We start from the raw sequence: 21,260 nt of genomic DNA, 5'->3' as shown, positions 1-21,260 counted from the left end.
ATTGATCAATTTTATCACACGCGGACATACCGGCAATTGCAGCCGGAACTATTTAAATATATGCGTTAATCAAAATATTTTGACTCTCTTTGTTTCCGTTTATCTTCGTGAGTTTGGTTGTTATAGTGTAATTCCAAAACTTTCGAGGAGACATTCATTCGCCCGGATACATCTGCGGTTTCCCATCCTGCATTAAGATGGAACGTGATCGCACTCCGACGCAGTGGATGGGGAGAAGTTGATGACGGACATTTTGAGGCTTCCTTATACGATGTTGCTTCACAATCCTCCGGATCACGATCATGGGGGCAGTCTTTCCCAATGTGGCAGGGGCGAGTAAGGGAGTATACCTTTTTTGTGATGGCTGTTTTATGCAGCCGCCCATTTTTACTGGTAATGAATGGTTCGCGCCCGTTCTCGTCGGTCACATCGTGGCGATGGACGCTCAGATAGTCGTCTACTACCTCTGAGACTGACGAACTGATGGTAATGTCTCGTTCACCATCCTCCCCATTCTTAAGTCGCGTGCCCGTTTCTGGGCGATGTCTGACGTAAAGGTACGCCCGCCCGTTCTCGTTGTTATAATCCCCTACGTCAAGGGACGACAGTGAACCGAGACGCATTCCAGTATGCCAGAACAGGAGTATAATAACGTGCCTGTGGGTTGCGTATTCGAATTTCTCACAGTACTCCAAGATATCTTCAAGCCTGTTAACGTCGATGTCATCATCTTTTGCCATCTCATTTTTAGAGATATTCATCTCTGGGACATTTTCAGCAAATCCATTTGAAACGGCATCGAGCTTGGCGCAGAATCGGAAGAAAACACGAAGTGTTGAAAGTTCGCTACTGACGGTGACACGGCTCACTTCCTCTTCTCGTTGTATTTTATATTCTAACAAGGTGATGCCATCGAGATCGGCGCTGGTTTCGACGTTGTTGTTCTCACACCATTGTAAAAACGTGTTTAAGTGACCGCTGTTGTTGTAGTACGTTGAGGCGGCGACTTCGTTACGCCGCGATTTGTTGAACAATTCGATCAGTTGGTGTAGGGGTTTGGTGGCAGGCATATATGCAGCTCTATACACGGCATCAGTCGCGAACGGCCCAGAGAGCGGCTGATTCGGTGGTTCGACTCCGCCCGGACCCATGTTGCGGTTTCGGTCGTGGCGATTCGAAACCCTTTTTCAATTACCCTCCATTGATCTGAGTAAGCCGCCTTAGCTCAGACTGGGAGAGCACTCGACTGAAGATCGAGCTGTCCCCGGTTCAAATCCGGGAGGCGGCATTTTTGGAATCGCGAACGGAGTGAGCGATGGAGAAAATGCCGGCGAGCGTGATTTGAACCAGACAAGACGCGCGCAGCGAAGCGAGCACGTCTTGGCGAGGTTCAAATCCGGGAAGTGATTTTGGCGAAATAGAGATAATCAATTCTCAAATCTCCTTACAGGTCATCTTCATCAAATATCAGTCTTGCACTGTTCTTTTCGAGCCATTCAGCCTTCGCTTTGTAGTCGGTGACGTATTCTCCAACAAGTTGCCAGAACTCTCGTTTATGGTGCTGTTCGGTAAGGTGTGCGAGTTCGTGAACAACAAGATAGTCGACGATTTCCGGTGGTGCCATGATAAGCCGCCAGTTCAGACTGATCGTTCCATTCGTCGAACAGCTTCCCCATCGCGTACGCTGATTACGGAGTTCTAGGGTCTTGTAGCCTACATCCATCCGATTAGCGTACTGATCAACGCGATCAGTAAGGTGGTTCCGTGCATGGCTTCGATAGAAGTTTTCTAGCACTTGTTTCACCGATGACTGCTCGACAGCACACTGTCGGAGTCGAATCGAATTCTCAGTTATCTCGTGTCTCCTACAAGATTCGATTACGAGCTCCCGGTCTGTACCCAGATACGGAAAGTAGTTACCAGCCTCGAAATTCCGATCAGGTGCTTGTTCTCGATAGCTGTCGTAGTTGCGTTGCTTCTCGATGACCCACGCTGCATTCTCTTCGAGCAACTTCGTTGGCTGAACGTCCTCGGCCTCGGGGATAACAACCGTCACGCCGTGAATATCGATATCGATCCGAGGATCCGTGGCGTCAGCACTATGACGTACCTCGTACTCGACGGGGATTCCCAACAAGTCGATTTCTCGGCATTGGAACCTATTCATAATTCTCGATGCAGTAGTTTCGCATCGTGTCTATGATTCCATCGTCTTCCCGTATCAAATGTCCCAGGTCGTAGTCTTTGACCAGTACGTCCAATAGAATACGCTCGATTTCTGTGATGGTCTGTTGGTTTGTCTTCCATCCGTGATACTTTCGGTCGACGCGTTCGTGGAACTGTGAGACGATCGTTTCAGCAACGGCTTCGGCCTGGGCTTCCGAGTCAATCCCTTTGGGCGTCTCTTCAGTCAAGTGCGTGTAGATGGCAAACTCCGCGTCGTCCATCCCCTGCTCTTCGGCCTCGTCTTCCACATCAAGGACCGCTTTTTCGACTGACTTCAGCGCCGCAACCGCCTCAGGATCTCCGATGGCGTCGCCTTGCCAGCGTTCGACGATATCAGTAACACGCTCGCTCAAACGCTTATAGCGGGGATTTTGGTTCTCACGTGGGTGCAAATGTTCTCGGGTCGCATGGGCAATCTGTGAGGCCTTTACGCCGGGAGTATCCAACCCTTCTACGTCCGCGAGGTACTCCTCCCCGAGCTTGTAGGTCGGAAAATCGCGCTTTATTTTCTCGATTTCGATATTTTCACTGATAATCTCCCGCGTTTTCTCTCGCATGTTCGCTTCGGGATCGTCGTCGCCCGCTGTCGTCCGTTTGAATGCAACGTGTATCCGGCTAAGCCACTTGTAGTTTCGCTCAATACCTTCGTTTACGAGTTGTTTGTCTGGAGCGACGGCTTCGTAGAGATTCTGAAGCCGTCGAAATCCTTGTTTGAATGTGCGTCGTTCTGGGTGAGTGCTGACGCGCTCGACGGCTGTGGAAACGGCTTCCTGGGAGTCATCTTTTGGTATATTCTCGAAGACCGCCATGACCGCCTCCAATTGCTCAATGAGCTCGTCATACAGTTTGTCCTTATCGCGGGCAGCGTAGGCTCTCGTTTCAGCGTCGTAGTCCAGAGCCTCATCTACGTTCTTGAAGACACCCTGGAAATCCACGATCTCGCCATTTTCCTTGCCCTCTGCGGGTCGGTTCGTTCGCGCGATCGCTTGCATGAGGGTGTGGTTTTTGATGTTCCGGTCCAGATACATCGTCTTCAAAATCGGCGCATCGAAACCCGTCAACAACATGTTGTGGACCACCAGGAGCTTCGGCGTTTTTTCATCCGCTTCCTCGTCGGTTCGTTTGAACGCTGTTATGATGTCGTCACGTTCCTCGGGGTCGGTCTGAAACTGCTGGATCAGGTCGGGATCATCGTTAGTTGAGGAGTAGAGAACTTTTACCTCATTCTCGCCACGACGTTCGATGAGTCGCTTACCGTACATTGCCGCCGATCGACGGCTCGGCGTGACAACCATCCCCTTCCAGCCGTTCGGCGCGACGTGTTCCTCGTAGTGGCCATCGATCTCCTCGACAGCGTGGTCAACTCGAGGCTCAATTTCAGCGAGATCGGTGGCAGTTACCTCTTTACGTATAACTGCTTGTTTTTCCTCGGTGGAGAGGCCCTGAAACTCGTGTTCGAATCTCTCATCGAGGCCCGATTCGTCGATGTTCCACTCCATATCGTGGCGGAGCGTAAAGTACACAGGGAGAATTAATTCATCATCAATGCCCTGTTTGATCGAATATCGGTGGAGGTAATCTTCTCCTTCGGGTGAGAATTCGCGGAACGTGTTGCGATCCTTGTGGCGTTGGCCTTCCCGAACTGGTGTTCCGGTGAATCCGAAGTGGTAGCTGTCAGGGAGTGCAGCATCGAGGCGACTTCCGAGGTCGGCCTCCATGAATCGATGGGCTTCGTCGCTCATGACGACCACCTCGTCGTTGCCCTGTGTGTCAGGCTCGACAGCCTGGAATTTCTGGATGGTCGTGAGGACGAGTTCGCTCTGGCCGTCTTCGATGAGCCGTTCGAGGTGGTCGATGCGCTGTGCCCTGGTCCACTGCTCTAGTGAGAGATTCCCCAGTTGATCGCGCATCTGGCTGTCGAGCTTATCCGTGTCCACGACGATGAACACCTGCGGGCTGTTGATGGCGTCTCGTGATAGCAGGTTCTTGGCGGCGTACAGCATCGTGAAGGATTTTCCCGATCCCTGGGTGTGCCAGACGAGACCGCGCTTGTGCTCGCCCTCACGGACGCGGTCGAGGATTGCGTTGACCGCGTAGTACTGCATGTAGCGCGGGATGATCTTCGCGTCACCACCGGCTCGCCGTTCATAAAAGACGAAGTTCTTCAGCAGGTCGAGGACGGCATCGGGATTACACAAGGCGTTGACCGCCTGTTTCATTTCGTTGTTATCTGCATGTTCCTCGGGTGCGTCGTTCCACGGTTCGTAGAACGCTTTCGGTGCGCCGACCGCGCCATAGCGCAGTTCCATCGTGTCAGCGGCGACATTGAACAGGCCGGGGACGAACAGCCGTGGAACCGATTCCTCGTAATCGTGGAGGTCGCTGACCGCATCGTGCCAGTCGTTGTCCTGTGTGAGGCCTTTCAGTTCCATCGTCACCAGCGGGATCCCGTTGACGAACAGGCTCACGTCCGGGCGGATGGTCGTTTCTCTGGAGATTGAGAACTGATTGACGGCGTGAAAGCGGTTGTTCTCGTGTTCGTCGTGGTCGATCAGGTGAATATACCGTGTTTCGCTCGTTCCGTCCTCGTTCGTGACTGTGAATGATTTGCCTTTCGTGAGCAAGCGGTGAAACGCGCGGTTCCCGTCCATCAGGTTCTCGGCGTCGAGATCGCGTTTGAGCGATTCGATGAACCGCTTGGCGTCGGCTTCGGAAATGTCGTTAATCGTGGTAATCCGTTCTTCGAGCAGCTCCCAGTAGATCACTTCGTGGCTCTGGCGGTTGTAGACGTCATCGAGAACCGTCGCGCCACGGCTGCCGTCCTGTCCGTGCGTTTCCCAGCCGCAATCAGATAACCATGATAATAATGATCGTTCGACACCACTTTCGGAGGGAATGCTAACCATGTTGCCTGATTTCGTCAGGCACCGCTATGGATGTGTCGGTTGTGCGGACTTTCCCAGAGAGAAGATCTTGCATGAGGGCTTGTTTAATTGACACCAAGTAATCTTTGTACTGTTCACTTTGTTCGATTATTGAATTTATATTCCTTATTACTTCAGATATTTTTCTCTTTTCTTCATCACTCAACTCAGCCACCCTCATTTTTTTAATATCCGTCACCGAGGTCTGTGGTTGTGCAGTGCCATAACTTGCGGCGCTAATTTGTTTTTGAAATATCCTAGAGCGAAAAAGATGGTAATAAAACTCAGGACAGGTAACTTCGCCTTTTGGCCTTAAGATTACCATCCCAGAATTAATCCTTATATGTTCATAGTCAACCGCCTCATCATAGTAGCCGAAGTTTCCGACGGTTCCTCGGGTTGTCATCACAATATCACCCCGAGATAATCTCCCATTTCGTAATTCTTTATCCTTTTTCTTGGATATGAACTCGGTCTCTCCAAATCTCAGACCTCTATCAGTCACATTATTAGCGCTCAAAAATAGACAATATCCATCGTCTTGGAAATCAGATTGACTTGGGTAGTTTTCCCCTCGATCTCCATCGATTATTCTGAATGATTCAGAAACACTCCCTAATTCCCAATCTTCAGGTATAGATGTCTTTACTGGACCGAGTCGTACATCTTGGGTTTCTTCGTGGTTGAAATACCCCGTGGTAAAAATATCTTGCACGATACCAGTACGGGACCTTCTTGTTTGTTTGATTATTTCCTTCGTCTTCTGAATCGCTTTATCAACGTTGTGGAGGACGGTGGCGATTTTGCGCTGTTCTTCCTTGTCTGGGACCGGAATATCTAACGATGTTAGATGGGAATTTGACAGTCCAGGGATTGCTGATCCTTCTGACAGCGTTTCCAAGAACCGTTCTTTTGATTTCATCGATTGATACAGATAATGAGGATTAACTGTGGAAACTGGCCGGAGTGCTTTGAGTTGACGACTAATACACGCCCGCTGGTCTGAAAAAGCCGCCTTTCCACAACCGGACCCTTTGACCGTAACCAGTGTATCTTCCGGTTCACAGTACTTCGTCGGTTCGTCAGTGTACTTTGTGACTGTGAATCCAAGTCCATCGAAGTCTTCTGGACCGGTTAGATATGGAGTACTAGAATCATCTCTGTGGACTTTATCGGACTTAACGTGTACTCCTGAAATCAACTCGATGTGGTTTTTAACCCTGGCCACGGGCCAGTTATCGATTTCATCATCTGAATCGTCTTGGTCCACGAATTCATCCAGCGTAGCCTCTTCACTCATAGTTCAACGCCTCCATGTGCTGGTCCATCTTCGCCTCGATTGCCGCCCGCTCCTCCTGCAACTCCCGCAACTTCCCAAGCTCTTCAGCAACGTCAATCTCCTCTTCCGGCTCGGTCGTATCGACATAAAGCGCAATGTTCAGGTTGTAATCGTTCTCCTCGATCTCCTCCAGCGGAACCGTCCGACTCACGCGCTCCTCCGTTTCCCACCCCCGAAAGTTCTCGATAATGTGGCTGAGACCCGCCTCAGTCAACTCGTTCTGATTCGATAGCTCATCGTAAAACGCCTCATCAGCCGCGTGAATGAACTGCACTTCGTCTTCACGCTCTGCAGGCTTGTCGGTATTCAACACCAAGATAGCCGACGGAATCGAGTTGTTCTGAAAGAGGTTCTCGGGTAACCCGACGATCGCCTCAACCAGATCCGACTCCAACATTGGCTTTCGATACCGTTTCTCGTGCTTTCGAAACAGCACGCCGTGGGGAATGACGATCGCCGCCTTTCCATCAGTGCCATCCTTTTCGGGCGTCTTCAACTGCTCTGCCATGTGCATGATAAAGGCGTAATCGCCTCGATCCGCACGAGGAAGCTTCTCGTGCCAGTTGAACCGCTCCCACGGATCGTCTTGCAACTCGCTTTTGGCCCAATCGGAGGAAAACGGAAAATTCGCCAGCACCCGATCGAATCGCGTGAGTTCCTCTTCGCCCGTAAATTGTGGATTTGATAAGGAATCCTCACGCTCGATCGTGCCGTTCAACCCGTGAATCGAGAGGTTCATCGTCGCGATCGCGGCGATGTCGGGATTGACCTCCTGACCGGTGAACGTCAGCTTCGAGGGGTCGCCACCCTGCTCCTCGCGATAATATTCGGCCGCCTCGATGAGCATCCCGCCCGATCCCACGGTCGGGTCGTGGAACGTATCGCCGTCCTCGAAATCATCAACCAACCGAACACACAGCCGAACGATGTGGGGCGGCGTGAAAAACTGCCCGCCAGATTTGCCCTCTTCTTCCGCAAAGTGACGAACCAAATCCATGTACGCTTCTCCGAGCATGTCCGGAGGCACGCTATCGCGGTCGAGATCGTGCTTCGAGAGATGTTCGACGAGCCGTCCGAGACGGTCATCGTCCAGCGCGTCGGCGTCGATATAATCCGCTCGGAACACACCGGCAAGATCCGGATTTGCCTCGGTCAGCGCACCAAACGCCTCGTTTAACGCCTGATCGACATTGTCGCTAACTGATCGAAGATCATCCCACAGATACCCGTCTGAAACGACAGGAATATCGTACAAATTCTCCCGACGGGCGAACTCCTCGCCGTACTCCTCGACGTTCTGCGAATACTGCTTTTCGAACTCATCAGAGATGGACTTGTAGTAGACCAGCGGAAGAATGTACTCCTTGTAATCCGTTGGATCGACTGCATCCCGAATTATGTCCGCACACTTGAACAAATGAGATTCGAGTTCATCGAGGGAGAGAGTCATACTCCAACTGTTTCAAGCGATCATGATATATTCTCCGAAACCGTGCCGAAGTGATCGAGCAGGGGGGCAACGCGCTACCTATCGTGCCATTTCAAGGGTGTCTCTTTGATAACATCCTACCGTACAACAACCGTCTTGGCGACCCTGTCGCCCAACCGTTGTTGTCGATCAGATAGAACAACAAAAACAATCCCGATAATATACACCAGTGGAAGATAATCAACGAGTCGCAACACGTTGCGCACAGCAGAGTCCCGCAACGTGAGAGGAGATCCATCAGCCGCCGTTACCTCAATTTTTACTAGGAATTTCCCGAGGGTTTTTCCAAACTGCCACTCCAGAACCATATGGTAGCCAATCGAAAGTAAAAGCCAGAGAAGTAGTGCAACAGTCGCGGGCGTTCCGGTCAGGTACGTTTCCGATCCAGTGGGTGTCGACTGCGTTTCTCCAGTGATTGCACCAACGATTGAGATGGCAATCATCAAAAACGCAAACCAGACAAATGTATCAATAGCCATCGATACACCACGAATACCAACACCACACTTCGTCGGCGAGGAAGAATCTTCGGCACTCATACAATTCTCAGTTTTCCTGTAGTGTGTATAGTACCTGTGGTATTAGAACACGCGCACCCAGTATTATCTCACTGCTCGGTGAACTAGCACCCGAGTCATGGCAGAGGGCTACGACACCGCAGACGTTGTGACGATCACGCACGAAGAAGATCCGAATCCGAATTCGGCCACTCGGTTTGCGTTTCTCACAGACGTGCTCAACTGCGAGGAGGTGCGCATCAACAGCTGTACGATCGCTCCGGGGGAGAAGGGCCCGTACCACAAGCACGAAACGCAAGAGGAGCTGTACGTCGCACTCGACGGTCCAGGACAGCTCGTCGTTGACGGGGAGGAAGTCGAGATTCCAGAGAACGGCGTCGTCCGTGTTCCAGCTGAAACTCCCCGCAGGTTCGACAACCGATCAAACACAGAACAGCATTGGCTGATGATCGGCGCGCCACCGGTCGGCTCTGACGACAACATGGGAGAAGCAGTTCTCGTCGAAGAGTAATCCTCTGAAGGAACCACTGAAACTATCAAGCAGTAATGTAACCACCATATATTCAGACGGAGGGTTTCAGTATCGATAACAAACAGCGTGAGTCACGACGGGAACGTGACGATAAGCGACGGTGCCTACGAGGTGACGTACCCCTGAACGAAACGAGATCCGCCGGTCAGGACACGACAATCCGTCCACCGACACCGTCGCCACAGAGGGTCGATTCCGACGAACGCAAACGGCTGGCCCCCTGAGAGAACGCACGATGGAACTCCGCTTTCTGGGTGGCGCAGATGAAGTGGGCCGCAGTGCCATCCTCGTCAACGAGACGATTTGCTTGGATTTCGGCATGGCCGCGGAGACGCCACCACGCTATCCGGTGGGCGACATCTCGCCCGATGCGGTCATCGTCTCACACGGCCACCTGGACCACGTTGGTGCCCTCCCGACACTCATGTCCGGCAAGGATCGCCCCGATATCCACTGGACGCCACCAACACGAGAGCTGGCACATGTGCTTGCCCGCGATACGCTGAAACTCCACGGCCACACGCCGAGTTGTCCGTTCACGAGCACGGACGTGGGCCGAATGCGCCCGCAGTCACACGTCCACGATTATGGCGAACCGTTCACCGTCGCTGACCACGAGATCACGCTGTTCAACGCCGGCCACATCCCGGGAAGCGCCCACGTGCTGGTCGACGACGGCGAAACACGACTGTTCTACACCAGCGACTTTCACACCGACGAGCAGCGTCTCGTCAGTCCCTCAACCGCCAGACCGGATGCCGACGTGGTGCTCTGTGAAACCACCTACGCCGACGTGGAACACCGCCCACGGAAGCAGGTCGAACGCGAGTTCGTCGAGTTCGTCCGCGCTCGAACGTACGATGGCGGCACCGTCGTCGTGCCCGTCTTCGCAATCGGGAGAACACAGGAGCTAGAGCTCGTCTGTGCGGCGAACGATATCAACTGCTACGTCGATGGGATGGGCGTGCACGTGGCCAAACTGCTCGGCGACTATCCCAATTTTCTCCGCGACCCAGCAGCGTTCGATCGTGCCACGTCGAACGCCAGGGTCGTAAATGGAACTGACGGGACGAGACGCCAGATTGCAGACGGAAATGAAACAATACTCACCACCGCCGGTATGCTCACCGGCGGGCCGGCGATGACCTACCTGCCGGCCGTCCACGACGATCCAACGAACGCGATCGCGTTCACTGGCTACCAGGTGGACGGGACACCCGGAAGACAGCTCATCGACACCGGTCGGGTTGCGCTCAACGAACGGGTGCTGCCAGTGAGCGCGCGTGTCAACCGATTCGATTTCTCGGCGCACGTAGACCGGCCCGGACTGGAACGGTTTTTGCACCACTACCAGGACGCGACAGTGCTCTTAAATCACGGCGACGATCCCGCTGCGTTTGCGAGCGCGCTCAGCACTGATGGATTCAACGCCAGCGCACCCGAGCTGAACGAAACGATCGTCGTCTAGGACTGCTGTGCGGATTCGACGGTTTCAGCACACTCGAGGAGTTCGTTGGCCAGCGTTCGGGCTTGCGCTGCAGAAAGCGTCACCGAATCGGCGTGGGCTTCGAGTCGATCGAGATCCGTGTTGTCGAGTTCGAGCTGTAACTCGACGTGATCCGGATCGGAACGTGGCGTGCTGACGTTGACGATTGCCATGGCCTCTTCCTCGAAGCCGTGACCTTCAGCCACGCCATCGAGAAGATCCAGCGTCGTAAACGCGTTGACCGTCATGATTCGATCGGGCATACGAACAGAAAGGATCGCCGAGGGTAAAGTGCCGTGGTCAGTCGTCGGCGGGGGCGGGCGCGTTCTCCAGTGCGTCGTTTTCCGCGTACGGATACCACGTCATCTTCGTGTTGTGCATGTATGGATCCTCGTAGCTGGTCTCTTTGGGCTCGGCCAGCGATTCGAGGGCGTCCGTTGCTTTCGAGGCGATGAACTCCCGGAAGCTCTCACCGTCGGTTTCTTCGGCGTACGTTTCGAGTAAGTTCTCGATGTAGCCCGGCACCTCATCGGCCGCAACGCGCATTTCAACCCACTCAGCGAACTGTGGATCAGCACCCAGTCCACCGCCAAGCCCGATATCGAAGGCTTCGACAGGCTCGCCGTCCTTGCGGGTTTTCATCCCACGAAGGCTCACGTCGGCGATCTGTGGCTGGGCGCAAGACGCCGTACAGCCCGACAGATGGATGTGGAACTCGTCGATGCCATCTGGCAACGACACGTTGTCGCGAAGCCAGCGACCATACCGAACCATACGATTTTTCGTCTCGACGATCGAGAGTGAACAGAACTCCGTTCCCGTACAGGCAATCGATCCGCGCATGAACGGATGAGGATCCGGACTGAACTCCTCAAGAAGGGGCTCTTCGAGGAACGTATCGAGATCCGACTCGGCAATGTCCGCAATGATGACGTTCTGGCGCTGGGTGACACCAATCAGCTCCGAGCCGTACGACTCGGCGAGATCTGCCAGCTCGATCACATCCTCTGCGCCCATCCGTCCAACGAGCAGACTCAGGCCGACGAAATACTGCCCGTCATGCTGTTCGTGCACGCCAACGTAGTCGCCAGGGGCGTCGTTTCGACCGGCGTTGTAATCGTACTGCTCGCGCAGATCCTCGCCAGCCGTCGGGAGCTCGAAGTCGACGAACTCCTCCTGGAGCGTTTCCCGGAGTTTCTCTGGACCCCACTCATCGACCAGGAACTTGATGCGAGCGTTGAATCGGTTGTCGCGGTCGCCATACTCCCGAAAGAGCGCGGAAATCCCGCCAGCGACCTCGTAGATCGTCTCCCGCGTGCAAAACACGTCGATGTCGCGGGCGAATCGTGGCTCCTTGCGAGCGAGGCCACCACCAACGCGGACGTTGAACCCATCCACCTCCTCACCATCGATCGTTTTGACTGCCGGCTCGAACGCGAGATCGTTAATGTCTCCCTGTCCGGCACCACGCGTGTCACCCGTCACCGATACTTTCCACTTTCTGGGCAAGTTCGAATGCTGTGGGTTGTTCTTGAACTCGTCATTGAGTCCCTCAATGACCGGCCAGACATCCATGTGCTCGTCGGCGTCGCGACCGGCCACGGGACTGCCAACGATATTTCGCCAGGAGTCACCACACGCCTGAATCGTTGAGAGCCCGTGATCCTCTAGCTTCTCGAAGATGGCTGGAATGTCTTCTAGCTGGATCCAGTGGAGCTGAATCGACTGACGCGTCGTGAAATCCACGAGACCGTCGCCGAATTCTGGATTTTCCACCGGTCCAGTAGCGTACTCCGCCGCAATCTCGCCGACGACACGAAGCTGCGGTGGCGTGAGACGACCGCCAGGGACGCCGACACGCATCATGAAGTTTCCTTCCTGGCCCTTGCGCTGGTGGTACAATCCCCACCATTTGAATCGCTCAAACCACGCATCGTGTTCGTCCTCCGGAATGGAATCCCATCCCTCTTCTGCAAACCGATAGAGGTGCTCTCTAATCTCAGAGCCGTACACCTCGTCTTTCCATCCCTCGACTTTACTCGGCATATCTTCTGTCAATAACTCCGTGCGTAAATCCCCACGTATTCCGACAAACCTCCCCCACACACCATAGACCAGGTAATATTTTCCCCTACCTAGAACCACCGGCTGGTCGGTGTATGCTGTTGGGATCGACCCGACGGAACGTTTCTGTATCAGGATCGACGGTGCCCATCGTGAGCCAGCCAGTGATAGCACTCTCACCGCAGTTGATACACTGACCAGCAAATCGCGCAGTCACCGTGGCACCCTCGACACTCACCTCGACGAATCCCTCTGCAAGCACATCAGCGACGTGACAGGCACAGAAATCGTGGTCATACAGCTGCCAGAGATCGCTGATGTTCATCTCTCGCTGGTCGTTGACGCTGATCCAGGCACCGTCATCAAGTTGGTGTACCGGCGTCGTCACAGTCCACCCTACGGAACCGACTGCCGTAATCCCGACGGTCTACCACGAGACGGCACCACACCAAAGAAACGATCGCTCACAATGGAGAAACCACTCCGACGACATTCGACACTGGCCCCACCGCATGCAACACAGAAACCGGCAATAAACAGCGACATGCGCAACTATGGGCCACGCTTACGGCGGAACACGACTTTATACATGACAGTAGCGTACGACTGAATGATGACAGACGCGAACCGACCGACCAACGAACGACGGTTCGTCCGACACGTGTGGACGACCACCACAGAGTCTCGAGGGACACGCCATGAGTAATGTCGAAGCCACAGATGGCGCTGCCTGCACGCTCGAGGATGAGAACGACCGAGTTGACACGTCGCATCTCGACGACGTTGAAGACGGCTGTGGCTGTACTGAAATCTGGGAGCACCTCTCCGAACAGCGCGAGGAGTGACCGACGCCGGGAAGTTTTTCTCGTTTGGCTTCGATGTATATGAATAATGAGTGACACCCCACCGCCGACCGATCGCGAGTCGCCGGTCGGTCAGCCGGTCATCCGTGGCGACCCCCAGTTCTCTGGGGATCGTGCTCCTGAGGCGGTGCAGTTCGATCCAGGTGACCCCGAAAGCGTCGCTGAAGCGGCCGACACTGTCGTGGCCTTTGCGAACAACACGGCCGGAGCCCCCGACAACATCTACATGCTCCGTGGGGCGGCCGCGTGTGCAGCGCTCGTTCGCGGCGAAGGATCGTATAAGCGCGCAGCCGAACGTGCTGGTGAGGATATCACGGTCTCGTTCATCAGGAAATGGGCCCGAGTACACGATCTCCCACGGCCGGTCCGCAAATACGTGGCCACTGGGAAGATCGCCCCGACGACAGCGAAGCACATCGCTCGAATTCCCGGTGAAACTCGTTATCAGCTTGCCTGGGCGGTGATCGATCACGACCTCACCGTTCGTGACGTTCGGTCGATCGCCACCGACATCAACGATGGCATGGATATCGAGACGGCACTCGAAGAACGAGAGATCGATCTCGGACGGCTCACGCTGTCACTCCCGGCAGATACGTATCTCACCTTGCGACGGCTGGCAGCACAGAACGATTCGTCTCCAGAGCAGGTGATCGAAACGGCACTCAAAGCGGTGGGATCTGAGGGCTGGTGACAGAGTCGGTTGCCGAGACACACCCATTCCGTAACGGTTTAACCGTGAGCGGTTGAATACCTGATGAGGGCTGGTAGCTCAGTCCGGCAGAGCGTCTGGCTTTTAACCAGACGGTCGGGGGTTCAAGTCCCTCCCAGCCCGTTTTTGATGAATCGTGAGATTCATTCCTGTACTGTGGTTTGCGACAGTGAGCTGTTTGCTTAGAAAGTTGACGACGATTACCCACGAACGGGCATATACGAGAGCGATACGAGAAGAATCGCCGTGAGTGCGCTCATCACCGCCACGGCTCCGAGACCGCCATTACGATGTGGCGCAACGTTCGCTGCTCGAATCGCGTACGCACCGCCGGCGATCACGAGAAAGAACAGTAAATACGTCGCTGTTGCTCGTCGTTGCATGTCCGAATCTTGGGGCACGCACGTAAAACGGTTGCTGTTCGCCCTACACTCCGGAGACGCCTTCACGGTACTCGCGAACCTGCTCGTACGCTTTTTCAATGGCTGGATCGTCAGTCTCCTCGTGAAGTTCCTGGAGGATCGTCATGTGACGGGCCAACCGTCCGTGATCGGGGGCCTGATCGCGTGCTGCAAGCTGGGCAAGCTGTTCGGCCTGTGTTTCGAGCCGTTCGCTGACCGGTTCAGGGGCCGATTGTGCAGCCGTCGCAAGCGTTTCGCTTGCTTCCGTGAGTTTCTCTCGCGTCATCGGATTGATCTTGGTGGCCAACACCTACACTCTGTCGGCTGCGATCACGGTGGAAACACGTCGTGGCGCGACAGTCGACAGGTTAGCCGGTCTGCATCGACGAGTTCGAGCGCATCGTACGCCGCCGCCTTCGACGCCACCGTCTCCTCAAACGCCTCCGGGCGAACGAGTACTGCGCGCTTTGCACCGTTGATGCTGCGTGCGCGTTCGATCGACTCGATTGAGGCCGTCGTCACCGTGCCACCGGGCGGGACGATCGATACCACGAACAGCTTCGAGCGAAAAAAGCCGCGTTTCTCACAGAGCAGGTCGATGCCGCTCTCACTCTGGGGACCAGCCGCCTCAACAGTAAAGCCATCAGCAGCGTACAGAGCGCCGACAACACGTTCTAGCTCTTCTGCGGTGAGATTCCGGAGTTCCTGAACGTCCCAGTTGTACGAAGATCTCGAGGAATTCGAGATAAGTAGTGAACTGAAATAACTATTGTCACTCACCATATGTTATTATACGAAGTAATAGAACAAACACCTTTCGGCACGCTATAACTGTCTTATATTATCGTTTCTATCGGGATTCAACCCGGTCACTTCACCAAACCATTTGTTTAATCTTGATTCTAATTAATGTGTAATGTATAATGGTAGTTATCTGGTATGTAAAATACAATAGCTGTTGAATCGTGACGTTGATGCGATGGACTGCGTACCGTTCAGACGTGGTCGTTACTTTCGATCTGTTCGGGACGCTCGTTTCCGTACGGCGCGAGACAGCGCCAGCAGCGGCTATTCGAACGTATTTCCTCGACGCCGGGTTCGCGGTGCCCGAGCGGTTCGAGCAGGCGTACTACGAGCCCCAGCTCGAGTGTCCACCTGACAGGGCGCTTTCGACGACCGAACATGTTCGGGCGACCGTCGCAGCATGTGACGTTGACGTGCCGACTACGCTATGTCGGCGCGCCGTTCGGGAAACGTTTACCGCCGAACCAACCCTCCGTGCCGAGACGACAGCGGCTATTCGACTGGCAGCCGACCGTGGACCGGTAGGTCTCTGTTCGAACTGCAGCGTTGTAGGGCTCGTCGAGGAGATCCTCTCCGAAACGCAGATTGAAGACGCATTCGACGCGGTCGTCACGAGCGTTGGCTGTGGCTGGCGCAAGCCATCCCCGAAGATCTTCGAGACGGTGGCATCACGACTCGGCGTGGATCCGGCGTCGATAACACACATTGGCGATAATCGCACAACAGACGGCGGGATTGAGACGGTTGGTGGAACGTTTATCAACTGCCAGGAACAGTCACTGCTGGCGTTCGCACAGAAGGACCGATGAGTCAGGTCTGGCTCGCGGTCGTGATAGCGGGACTGCTCGATCTGGCGGTCAAAGAGCCATCGAACCGGTTCCATCCGGTCGCATGGCTGGGGCGACTGATTGGCGTGTTCGACCGATCCTGGCCCGCACCCCGATACAGCGGAATTGGTATCGCGATCGTCATTCCGGCGGTGGCGGCGTTGTGTTCGTACGTCTTCATCGATTTGAGTGGCCAGCTCTACCCCTGGCTGTCGAGTGTCACCGGAGGAGTGGTGCTGTTCGTGTCGATCAGTTTGCGATCGCTGATCGACACCGCTCGGTCGGTGGTGACGGCAAGCGAAACCGATCTAGTGACGGCCCGCACTCAATTGCGAGCACTCGCTGGCCGCGATCCAACAACGTTGTCACCCGGGCAGATCAGGAGTGCAGCCATCGAAAGCGCCGCTGAGAACCTCGCAGACGGCTGGATTGGCCCCCTGTTCGCATTTGTTTGTTTCTCGCCGCTTGGCGTTGCCGCTGCTGGTGGCGCTGCGAGCTGGATGAAAGCCGTGAACACACTGGATTCGATGCTTGGCTACCGTGACCGCCCGCTCGGCACGGCGAGTGCTCGCCTGGACGATGCCGTACAGTGGTTGCCGGCCAGACTCACCGCAGTAGCGCTCGGAATCGACGCACCGTCCGCGATCACCACCCAGCGCACGTGGCTTTCGGGTGTCCCATCACCCAACTCCGGCTGGCCGATGGGAACCATCGCCGCCGTTACCGGCTGTAAACTCGAAAAACCTGGCGTCTACACGCTTAACCCGACAGCCCAATTGCCATCGGGAGAAACTGCTCAACTGGCGATCGATCGTGTCGCTATCCGTGGTGTATGGAGCTTTCTCGTCGGGATTGTCCTCGTCTGGCTCGGTGGGGTGGTTGTGTGAACTTCCACGCCGTTCGTGGTGCGATCGGGTTCTGCTCGCGCCTCCCTGTTGGAGCCGACGAGCGAGCATTCGAGGCGTTTACCGAAACACCAGGGGCCTTCGTGCTCGCCGCCGTTCCCATTGGTGGGATCGCCGGGGCACTGATCGCCACAATCGTGAGTGTGCTCGGTACGAATCATCCAGGAACCGTCGGTTTGGGAGTGGTCTGTGTTCTCTACGCTGTTGCCGGAATCAATCATCTTGATGGCGTGGCCGATCTCGGTGACGTGGCCGTAGTCCATGGTGATCTCTCCCGGCGACGGGCCGTTCTCACGGACACCACCCTCGGCGTTGGGGGAACGCTTTTCGTCTGCCTCGTCGTGATCGGAGTGACAATAGCCGGCTTCGAGCTCGCGAGCCTCCCATCGCTCGCCGTGTTCACCATCGTGCTGGCAGGCGAGCTCGGCGCAAAGGGTGGTATGGCGACGATCGCCTGTCTTGGTACGCCGTTTCGGGATGGCCTGGGTGCAACGGTGCTGGCTGGACTCGCCACAGCAGATCTTCGGAAGCCGATAGCGCTCGCGGCGGTGATCACAGCAGGGCTCTGTCTGCTAGCGCCAGTTGCGCTGCTGACCGTGTGTTCGGGATGGGCAGGTGCGTTGCTCGTCTGGCGATGGGCGAGACGGACGCTCGATGGAACCAACGGTGACGTGTTTGGCTGTGCGAACGAAATCGGGCGTCTGTGTGCGCTCCACGTGGGGGTGATCACGTGGACGCTCTGGTGATGTGTGGCGGTCGCGGAACCCGACTCGGAGCGGGCGAAAAACCCCTTACCTCGATTGGTGGACGCGTACTGGTAGATCGCGTCCTCACGGCGCTGGCCGAATCGCAAATCGACACTACCTACGCCACAATCTCACCACACAGCCCAGAAACGGCACGTCGACTCCGTGCTGATCCAGGCGTGACGACGATTGAAACGCCCGGAGCGGGCTATGTGAGCGACCTCAAGCAGGCGCTAGACGCTCTCGAACCACCCGTCCTCACCGTTGTGGCGGATCTTCCGTTGCTCAGTGGCGCGCTCGTCGATGCAATACTCGACCGGCACACAGAACGATCGCTCGCCGTCTGTGTTCCGATCGGCCGAAAACGAGCACTCGGTGTGAGTGTCGACGAAACGGCCATCGTGGCCGGTGAGTGGCTCCCGAGCGGACTCAACGTCGTTGAGCGTGCCGACACCACACAGTACAAGGCCATCGATTCCATCCGTCTCGCTGTGAATGTGAATCGCCCTCGTGACGCGATGATTGGGACGCGACTCCTTGAGGTGCTCGGCGATGGATCCTGACGGGATCGCCGAGAGTGCACCCATCGTCCACGGAAGCGATCCCGACGCGGCGCTAGATTTCAGCGCCAACTGCAATCCACGCGTGCCAGCTGACACCACCGCAGTATACTCGAGCGCGTTCGAGCGGGCCCAAGAGTATCCTGCTGACTACGGGGCGTTTCGAAACGAAACGGCCGCGTTCGTCGACTGCAAGCCCGAGCAGGTCGTCCCAACCGCCGGCGGCATGGCTGCAATCAGGCTAGCGATCGCCACCACCACGACGCCAGACGGCTCAGTGGCGCTCTGTCGGCCAACGTTCGGCGAGTACGCCAGAGAGATCACGCTCCAGGGCGCACGAGTAGTATCAGTACCCGAATCCGAAATCCTCCAGATCGATCCCAGGACTCACGATCTGGTGATCATCTGTACCCCAAACAACCCCACTGGCTGGCTCCCGGACCGATCGGCACTGCGTTCGTTCGTCGAGCGCTGTCGGGAGACCGACACTGCAGTGTTACTTGACGAAGCGTTTCTGGGCTTTACCGATCAGCGCTCGCTCGCCGGCACTCCAGGCGTGATTGTCGCCCGCTCGTTGACGAAGCTATTCGGCCTACCAGGGCTCCGAATGGGGAGCGTAATCGCCACCGACACCCACCTCGAACGACTCAAGACTGCCGTCACGCCGTGGCCATTGTCGGTTCCGGCGGCTGCAGTCGCCGTTCACTGTCTCCAGTCGAAAGCCTTCATCGCCGAAACGAAGCGACGCGTGCGTCGTGAACGAAGCCGGCTGCGAGAAGCACTCGCCGGGCCGTTCGATGTCCAGGGCTCACAGGCTCCATTTTTGTTGCTCGACGTGGGCACTCCCGACCGGGTTGGCGCGCTCAGTAGCAAACTGCGCGCGGAAGGGATCGCCATCAGAGACGCCACAACGTTCGACGGCCTCAACCACCACGTTCGGATCGCCGTCCGAACGGCCGACGAAAACGACCAGCTCATTGCAGCACTCACCGATGGTGTCGACTGAACGATCCGAGGGTGTCTGTCAAATCGCGCGACCAGCAACGCGCTGGCTGACCGCCGGCCCCAACGGTGGCTATCAGAACGCACCGGCTGCGTACAACGTATCAGTTCCAGAAGCGTGGGAGCGCGTCGATCTCACACAGTACGGAGCCGATCGTCGAGCGGCTGCTGGATTCGATCACGTTGGTCCCACCCTGTTCACCGGCGTCAACCAGCAACACGCACGAGTTGCTCGCTGTGATCCGGTGACCGTCGTTGCTACTGCCGGGCTCTCGAATCCGGCAACGCTGCCGATGGACCCAGAGGAACGCCCCAAATCCTCCGAGCACGGGCCACCCACGCAGCCAGGCACCGTCAACGTCGTCGCCGTCACAGAGGTCCCACTGACTGACGGCGGACTGGCGACCCTGCTTGCCACGGTCGTCGAGGCAAAGACCGCGACGCTGTGCAAAACGGCTGGAATCACCGGCACCACGACCGACGCGGTCATCGTCGGCACACCACGTCACGGCGAAAAAGAGCCGTTCGCAGGGAGTGCAACGGCGGTGGGGAGCGCATGCAGGGCTGGCGTCCGGGATGCCATTCGGCAAAGTCTCGACTCTCGGTACGAAAAAACGGCGTTCGATCCCAACATGTCACCCTATGGTGTGCAAACGACCCACCGAGCGACCGTCGAACCCGTTCAGGAAAGGTCCGGGACGAGCGGTTCGATCGAATAGCGCTCGTTTTCTGGCAACACCTCTGGACCAGATTGGCTCCGTCGCAGTACACCACCGTCTGGTCGAACGTTTGGGCGAGCCACGATCGGCACCAGCGGTTCGATCTCGTCTGTCGGTCGATCGTCTGTCATGGCGCACCACCGTATTCTTCATGGACGATCATAAAAGTTAATGATATATCATTTCTTGGCATAGGGCGGATTGGTACCAACAGCCAACCTGGAGAAAACGTTGATCAAGTAACAGAAAATACCTGTTCTCCGATAAGTATATTTACTGTCGTGAACAGAATTCAGTATGTCGATAGAGCCAGCGTTTGGACGGTTGCGAGATAGCCAGCACACTGGCGAGAATCGATGCCTTTCGTGTACGATAAACAACATTGCAATCACACTGGTTATTAGCATCTGGCTGTGGGTGGCCTGGCCACCAGCGGCGGTAGCATTCGGTGCGATTTCGCTGGGTGTGATTGCGTTTCGGGGCTATCTGCTCCCGAGGACGCCCTGGGTGGTAGCGGAGTACTTTCCGGGGCCAGCGCAGGCGATGGTGGAACTGCTCACCCCACCGGCGGGCGACTCTGGGGACGGACACACCGTGTCGATCGACACCGAACAAGTGTTGATCGAATCTGGGCCACTGAAGCCGTGTGCCGAGATCGACGACCTCTGTTTGACGCCGACGTTCCGGGAGGCGTGGTACGATCGGATGGAATCAATTTCGGCGGACGACGCCGAGCGAGCAGCACTCTTAGAGACGCTCGAAACGGACGGAGAGATTGCCTACGTCGATCACGGTGAGGCGTTTTCGGCGCACGTCGATGGAACGTCCATCGGCCAGTGGGAATCACACGCGGCGTTCGTCGCAGATCTCGCACTGGTTCGTGAGCTCCCGCGGTGGGTCCCTCAGTGGGAGACGTTCAACGTGGTCGAGCAGGGGACAATTATCCGTGGAATTCGCGTGTTTTTGGATCTCTGTCCCAGCTGTTCGGGACAGGTCACTCCCGACCAGGAGACCGTCGAATCCTGCTGTCGGGAACACACCGTGCTCACGCTGACCTGTGATGGCTGTGGTGCGCGTCTGTTCGAATCCGTCGCAGAGTCGAGCGATCGCGGTGTGGTTTGAACCGGATTGTGGTTTTTGTTG

At 56.0% G+C, this 21,260-nt stretch carries 24 protein-coding genes and 2 tRNA genes; 13 read left to right on the top strand and 13 right to left on the bottom strand.

The genetic code is table 11. The features are described 5' to 3' along the window. Positions 1–65: 65 nt before the first annotated feature. Complete coding sequence (locus JXQ78_RS10165) at positions 66–1,151, bottom strand: tyrosine-type recombinase/integrase (RefSeq protein WP_330630648.1); 1,086 nt, start codon at positions 1,149–1,151, stop codon at positions 66–68. A 63-nt stretch (positions 1,152–1,214) separates the two neighbouring features. Here JXQ78_RS10165 and JXQ78_RS10160 point away from each other — a divergent pair. Next, a tRNA-Phe gene (locus tag JXQ78_RS10160) sits at positions 1,215–1,288 on the top strand. A 156-nt stretch (positions 1,289–1,444) separates the two neighbouring features. Here JXQ78_RS10160 and JXQ78_RS10155 read toward each other — a convergent pair. The 5 genes from JXQ78_RS10155 to JXQ78_RS10135 all read right to left on the bottom strand — a co-directional run bounded on the left by JXQ78_RS10155 (position 1,445) and on the right by JXQ78_RS10135 (position 8,517). After that, entirely contained in the window at positions 1,445–2,167 is a 723-nt protein-coding gene (locus JXQ78_RS10155; protein WP_407934019.1) for a M48 family metallopeptidase, read from the bottom strand. Continuing rightward, positions 2,160–5,132, bottom strand: coding sequence for a type I restriction endonuclease subunit R (locus tag JXQ78_RS10150; protein WP_330630646.1), 2,973 nt, complete (start codon positions 5,130–5,132; stop codon positions 2,160–2,162). Before JXQ78_RS10150 ends, JXQ78_RS10155 begins: the two co-directional genes overlap by 8 nt. Further along, positions 5,125–6,450, bottom strand: a complete 1,326-nt coding sequence (locus JXQ78_RS10145; protein ID WP_330630645.1) for a restriction endonuclease subunit S — start codon at positions 6,448–6,450, stop codon at positions 5,125–5,127. The genes JXQ78_RS10150 and JXQ78_RS10145 overlap by 8 nt, the downstream gene beginning before the upstream one ends. Further along, the gene (locus JXQ78_RS10140) at positions 6,443–7,939 is read right to left on the bottom strand and encodes a type I restriction-modification system subunit M (RefSeq protein ID WP_330630644.1); all 1,497 of its coding nucleotides are present in this window, start codon (positions 7,937–7,939) and stop codon (positions 6,443–6,445) included. The genes JXQ78_RS10145 and JXQ78_RS10140 overlap by 8 nt, the downstream gene beginning before the upstream one ends. Before the next feature lie 116 nt (positions 7,940–8,055). Further along, complete coding sequence (locus JXQ78_RS10135) at positions 8,056–8,517, bottom strand: RDD family protein (protein ID WP_330630643.1); 462 nt, start codon at positions 8,515–8,517, stop codon at positions 8,056–8,058. Between the two features lie 97 nt (positions 8,518–8,614). Here JXQ78_RS10135 and JXQ78_RS10130 point away from each other — a divergent pair, with 97 nt between their 5' ends. Continuing rightward, positions 8,615–9,007, top strand: a complete 393-nt coding sequence (locus JXQ78_RS10130; protein WP_330630642.1) for a cupin domain-containing protein — start codon at positions 8,615–8,617, stop codon at positions 9,005–9,007. 256 nt (positions 9,008–9,263) lie between these two features. Then, positions 9,264–10,496 (top strand): MBL fold metallo-hydrolase, encoded by a 1,233-nt coding sequence (locus tag JXQ78_RS10125; RefSeq protein ID WP_330630641.1) that lies wholly within the window; start codon positions 9,264–9,266, stop codon positions 10,494–10,496. Here the strand turns inward: JXQ78_RS10125 and JXQ78_RS10120 are convergent. The 3 genes from JXQ78_RS10120 to JXQ78_RS10110 all read right to left on the bottom strand — a co-directional run bounded on the left by JXQ78_RS10120 (position 10,493) and on the right by JXQ78_RS10110 (position 12,966). Then, positions 10,493–10,777: a DUF6360 family protein gene (locus JXQ78_RS10120; protein WP_330630640.1), complete on the bottom strand. Its 285-nt coding sequence runs from the start codon at positions 10,775–10,777 to the stop codon at positions 10,493–10,495. The two genes, JXQ78_RS10125 and JXQ78_RS10120, sit on opposite strands and share 4 nt — an antisense overlap. 37 nt (positions 10,778–10,814) lie before the next feature. Then, positions 10,815–12,560 carry a nitrite/sulfite reductase gene (locus tag JXQ78_RS10115; protein ID WP_330630639.1) on the bottom strand — a complete coding sequence of 582 codons (1,746 nt, stop codon included), beginning with the start codon at positions 12,558–12,560 and terminating at the stop codon, positions 10,815–10,817. 85 nt (positions 12,561–12,645) lie between these two features. Then, positions 12,646–12,966 (bottom strand): hypothetical protein, encoded by a 321-nt coding sequence (locus JXQ78_RS10110; protein ID WP_330630638.1) that lies wholly within the window; start codon positions 12,964–12,966, stop codon positions 12,646–12,648. A gap of 310 nt (positions 12,967–13,276) precedes the next feature. Here JXQ78_RS10110 and JXQ78_RS10105 point away from each other — a divergent pair, with 310 nt between their 5' ends. From JXQ78_RS10105 to JXQ78_RS10095, 3 genes are all read left to right on the top strand, one after another. Next, positions 13,277–13,423: a hypothetical protein gene (locus JXQ78_RS10105; RefSeq protein WP_330630637.1), complete on the top strand. Its 147-nt coding sequence runs from the start codon at positions 13,277–13,279 to the stop codon at positions 13,421–13,423. Positions 13,424–13,469: 46 nt separating this feature from the next. Further along, positions 13,470–14,135 carry a DUF7119 family protein gene (locus JXQ78_RS10100; RefSeq protein ID WP_330630636.1) on the top strand — a complete coding sequence of 222 codons (666 nt, stop codon included), beginning with the start codon at positions 13,470–13,472 and terminating at the stop codon, positions 14,133–14,135. A gap of 67 nt (positions 14,136–14,202) precedes the next feature. Then, a tRNA-Lys gene (locus JXQ78_RS10095) sits at positions 14,203–14,276 on the top strand. 77 nt (positions 14,277–14,353) lie between these two features. On the opposite strand, the gene JXQ78_RS10090 is transcribed toward JXQ78_RS10095, so the two are convergent. From JXQ78_RS10090 to JXQ78_RS10080, 3 genes are read right to left on the bottom strand one after another with little or no spacing between them, the layout of a single operon-like run. After that, entirely contained in the window at positions 14,354–14,536 is a 183-nt protein-coding gene (locus JXQ78_RS10090; protein ID WP_330630635.1) for a hypothetical protein, read from the bottom strand. 43 nt (positions 14,537–14,579) lie between these two features. Further along, the gene (locus tag JXQ78_RS10085; protein ID WP_330630634.1) at positions 14,580–14,840 is read right to left on the bottom strand and encodes a DUF7553 family protein; all 261 of its coding nucleotides are present in this window, start codon (positions 14,838–14,840) and stop codon (positions 14,580–14,582) included. Positions 14,841–14,884: 44 nt separating this feature from the next. Continuing rightward, on the bottom strand, positions 14,885–15,337 hold the full coding sequence (locus tag JXQ78_RS10080) for a restriction endonuclease (RefSeq protein WP_330630633.1): 453 nt from the start codon (positions 15,335–15,337) through the stop codon (positions 14,885–14,887). Positions 15,338–15,528: 191 nt separating this feature from the next. Between JXQ78_RS10080 and JXQ78_RS10075 the strand changes: the two genes are divergently transcribed. The 6 genes from JXQ78_RS10075 to JXQ78_RS10050 are packed head-to-tail and all read left to right on the top strand — an operon-like array spanning position 15,529 to position 20,117. Then, on the top strand, positions 15,529–16,167 hold the full coding sequence (locus tag JXQ78_RS10075; protein ID WP_330630632.1) for an HAD family hydrolase: 639 nt from the start codon (positions 15,529–15,531) through the stop codon (positions 16,165–16,167). Continuing rightward, positions 16,164–17,072 carry an adenosylcobinamide-phosphate synthase CbiB gene (gene cbiB / locus JXQ78_RS10070; protein WP_330630631.1) on the top strand — a complete coding sequence of 303 codons (909 nt, stop codon included), beginning with the start codon at positions 16,164–16,166 and terminating at the stop codon, positions 17,070–17,072. Before JXQ78_RS10075 ends, cbiB begins: the two co-directional genes overlap by 4 nt. Beyond that, positions 17,069–17,836: an adenosylcobinamide-GDP ribazoletransferase gene (locus JXQ78_RS10065; RefSeq protein ID WP_330630630.1), complete on the top strand. Its 768-nt coding sequence runs from the start codon at positions 17,069–17,071 to the stop codon at positions 17,834–17,836. The genes cbiB and JXQ78_RS10065 overlap by 4 nt, the downstream gene beginning before the upstream one ends. Then, complete coding sequence (locus tag JXQ78_RS10060; RefSeq protein WP_330630629.1) at positions 17,821–18,399, top strand: NTP transferase domain-containing protein; 579 nt, start codon at positions 17,821–17,823, stop codon at positions 18,397–18,399. Before JXQ78_RS10065 ends, JXQ78_RS10060 begins: the two co-directional genes overlap by 16 nt. Next, entirely contained in the window at positions 18,389–19,402 is a 1,014-nt protein-coding gene (locus JXQ78_RS10055; RefSeq protein WP_330630628.1) for an aminotransferase class I/II-fold pyridoxal phosphate-dependent enzyme, read from the top strand. The genes JXQ78_RS10060 and JXQ78_RS10055 overlap by 11 nt, the downstream gene beginning before the upstream one ends. Then, positions 19,389–20,117, top strand: a complete 729-nt coding sequence (locus tag JXQ78_RS10050) for an adenosylcobinamide amidohydrolase (RefSeq protein WP_330630627.1) — start codon at positions 19,389–19,391, stop codon at positions 20,115–20,117. The genes JXQ78_RS10055 and JXQ78_RS10050 overlap by 14 nt, the downstream gene beginning before the upstream one ends. On the opposite strand, the gene JXQ78_RS10045 is transcribed toward JXQ78_RS10050, so the two are convergent. Further along, positions 20,081–20,248 carry a hypothetical protein gene (locus tag JXQ78_RS10045; RefSeq protein ID WP_330630626.1) on the bottom strand — a complete coding sequence of 56 codons (168 nt, stop codon included), beginning with the start codon at positions 20,246–20,248 and terminating at the stop codon, positions 20,081–20,083. The two genes, JXQ78_RS10050 and JXQ78_RS10045, sit on opposite strands and share 37 nt — an antisense overlap. 166 nt (positions 20,249–20,414) lie before the next feature. Here JXQ78_RS10045 and JXQ78_RS10040 point away from each other — a divergent pair, with 166 nt between their 5' ends. Further along, a complete protein-coding gene (locus JXQ78_RS10040; protein WP_330630625.1) occupies positions 20,415–21,239 on the top strand; it encodes a hypothetical protein in 825 nt (274 codons plus the stop codon). The last annotated feature ends 21 nt before the right edge of the window (positions 21,240–21,260 follow it).

Origin of the sequence: Halocatena halophila, from assembly GCA_027563145.1 — an archaeon.
GTDB lineage: Archaea > Halobacteriota > Halobacteria > Halobacteriales > Haloarculaceae > Halocatena > Halocatena halophila.
The sequence above is the reverse complement of the archived record's forward strand: the minus strand, read 5'-3'. Positions and strand labels throughout refer to the sequence as shown.

Coding starts and splice junctions, on each gene's coding strand:
- JXQ78_RS10165 (WP_330630648.1), bottom strand. CDS start 1,151: ATGGGTCCGGGCGGAGTCGAACCACCGAATCAGCCGCTCTCTGGGCCG.
- JXQ78_RS10155 (WP_407934019.1), bottom strand. CDS start 2,167: ATGAATAGGTTCCAATGCCGAGAAATCGACTTGTTGGGAATCCCCGTC.
- JXQ78_RS10150 (WP_330630646.1), bottom strand. CDS start 5,132: ATGGTTAGCATTCCCTCCGAAAGTGGTGTCGAACGATCATTATTATCA.
- JXQ78_RS10145 (WP_330630645.1), bottom strand. CDS start 6,450: ATGAGTGAAGAGGCTACGCTGGATGAATTCGTGGACCAAGACGATTCA.
- JXQ78_RS10140 (WP_330630644.1), bottom strand. CDS start 7,939: ATGACTCTCTCCCTCGATGAACTCGAATCTCATTTGTTCAAGTGTGCG.
- JXQ78_RS10135 (WP_330630643.1), bottom strand. CDS start 8,517: ATGAGTGCCGAAGATTCTTCCTCGCCGACGAAGTGTGGTGTTGGTATT.
- JXQ78_RS10130 (WP_330630642.1), top strand. CDS start 8,615: ATGGCAGAGGGCTACGACACCGCAGACGTTGTGACGATCACGCACGAA.
- JXQ78_RS10125 (WP_330630641.1), top strand. CDS start 9,264: ATGGAACTCCGCTTTCTGGGTGGCGCAGATGAAGTGGGCCGCAGTGCC.
- JXQ78_RS10120 (WP_330630640.1), bottom strand. CDS start 10,777: ATGCCCGATCGAATCATGACGGTCAACGCGTTTACGACGCTGGATCTT.
- JXQ78_RS10115 (WP_330630639.1), bottom strand. CDS start 12,560: ATGCCGAGTAAAGTCGAGGGATGGAAAGACGAGGTGTACGGCTCTGAG.
- JXQ78_RS10105 (WP_330630637.1), top strand. CDS start 13,277: ATGAGTAATGTCGAAGCCACAGATGGCGCTGCCTGCACGCTCGAGGAT.
- JXQ78_RS10100 (WP_330630636.1), top strand. CDS start 13,470: ATGAGTGACACCCCACCGCCGACCGATCGCGAGTCGCCGGTCGGTCAG.
- JXQ78_RS10090 (WP_330630635.1), bottom strand. CDS start 14,536: ATGCAACGACGAGCAACAGCGACGTATTTACTGTTCTTTCTCGTGATC.
- JXQ78_RS10085 (WP_330630634.1), bottom strand. CDS start 14,840: ATGACGCGAGAGAAACTCACGGAAGCAAGCGAAACGCTTGCGACGGCT.
- JXQ78_RS10080 (WP_330630633.1), bottom strand. CDS start 15,337: ATGGTGAGTGACAATAGTTATTTCAGTTCACTACTTATCTCGAATTCC.
- JXQ78_RS10075 (WP_330630632.1), top strand. CDS start 15,529: ATGCGATGGACTGCGTACCGTTCAGACGTGGTCGTTACTTTCGATCTG.
- cbiB (WP_330630631.1), top strand. CDS start 16,164: ATGAGTCAGGTCTGGCTCGCGGTCGTGATAGCGGGACTGCTCGATCTG.
- JXQ78_RS10055 (WP_330630628.1), top strand. CDS start 18,389: ATGGATCCTGACGGGATCGCCGAGAGTGCACCCATCGTCCACGGAAGC.
- JXQ78_RS10050 (WP_330630627.1), top strand. CDS start 19,389: ATGGTGTCGACTGAACGATCCGAGGGTGTCTGTCAAATCGCGCGACCA.
- JXQ78_RS10045 (WP_330630626.1), bottom strand. CDS start 20,248: ATGACAGACGATCGACCGACAGACGAGATCGAACCGCTGGTGCCGATC.
- JXQ78_RS10040 (WP_330630625.1), top strand. CDS start 20,415: ATGTCGATAGAGCCAGCGTTTGGACGGTTGCGAGATAGCCAGCACACT.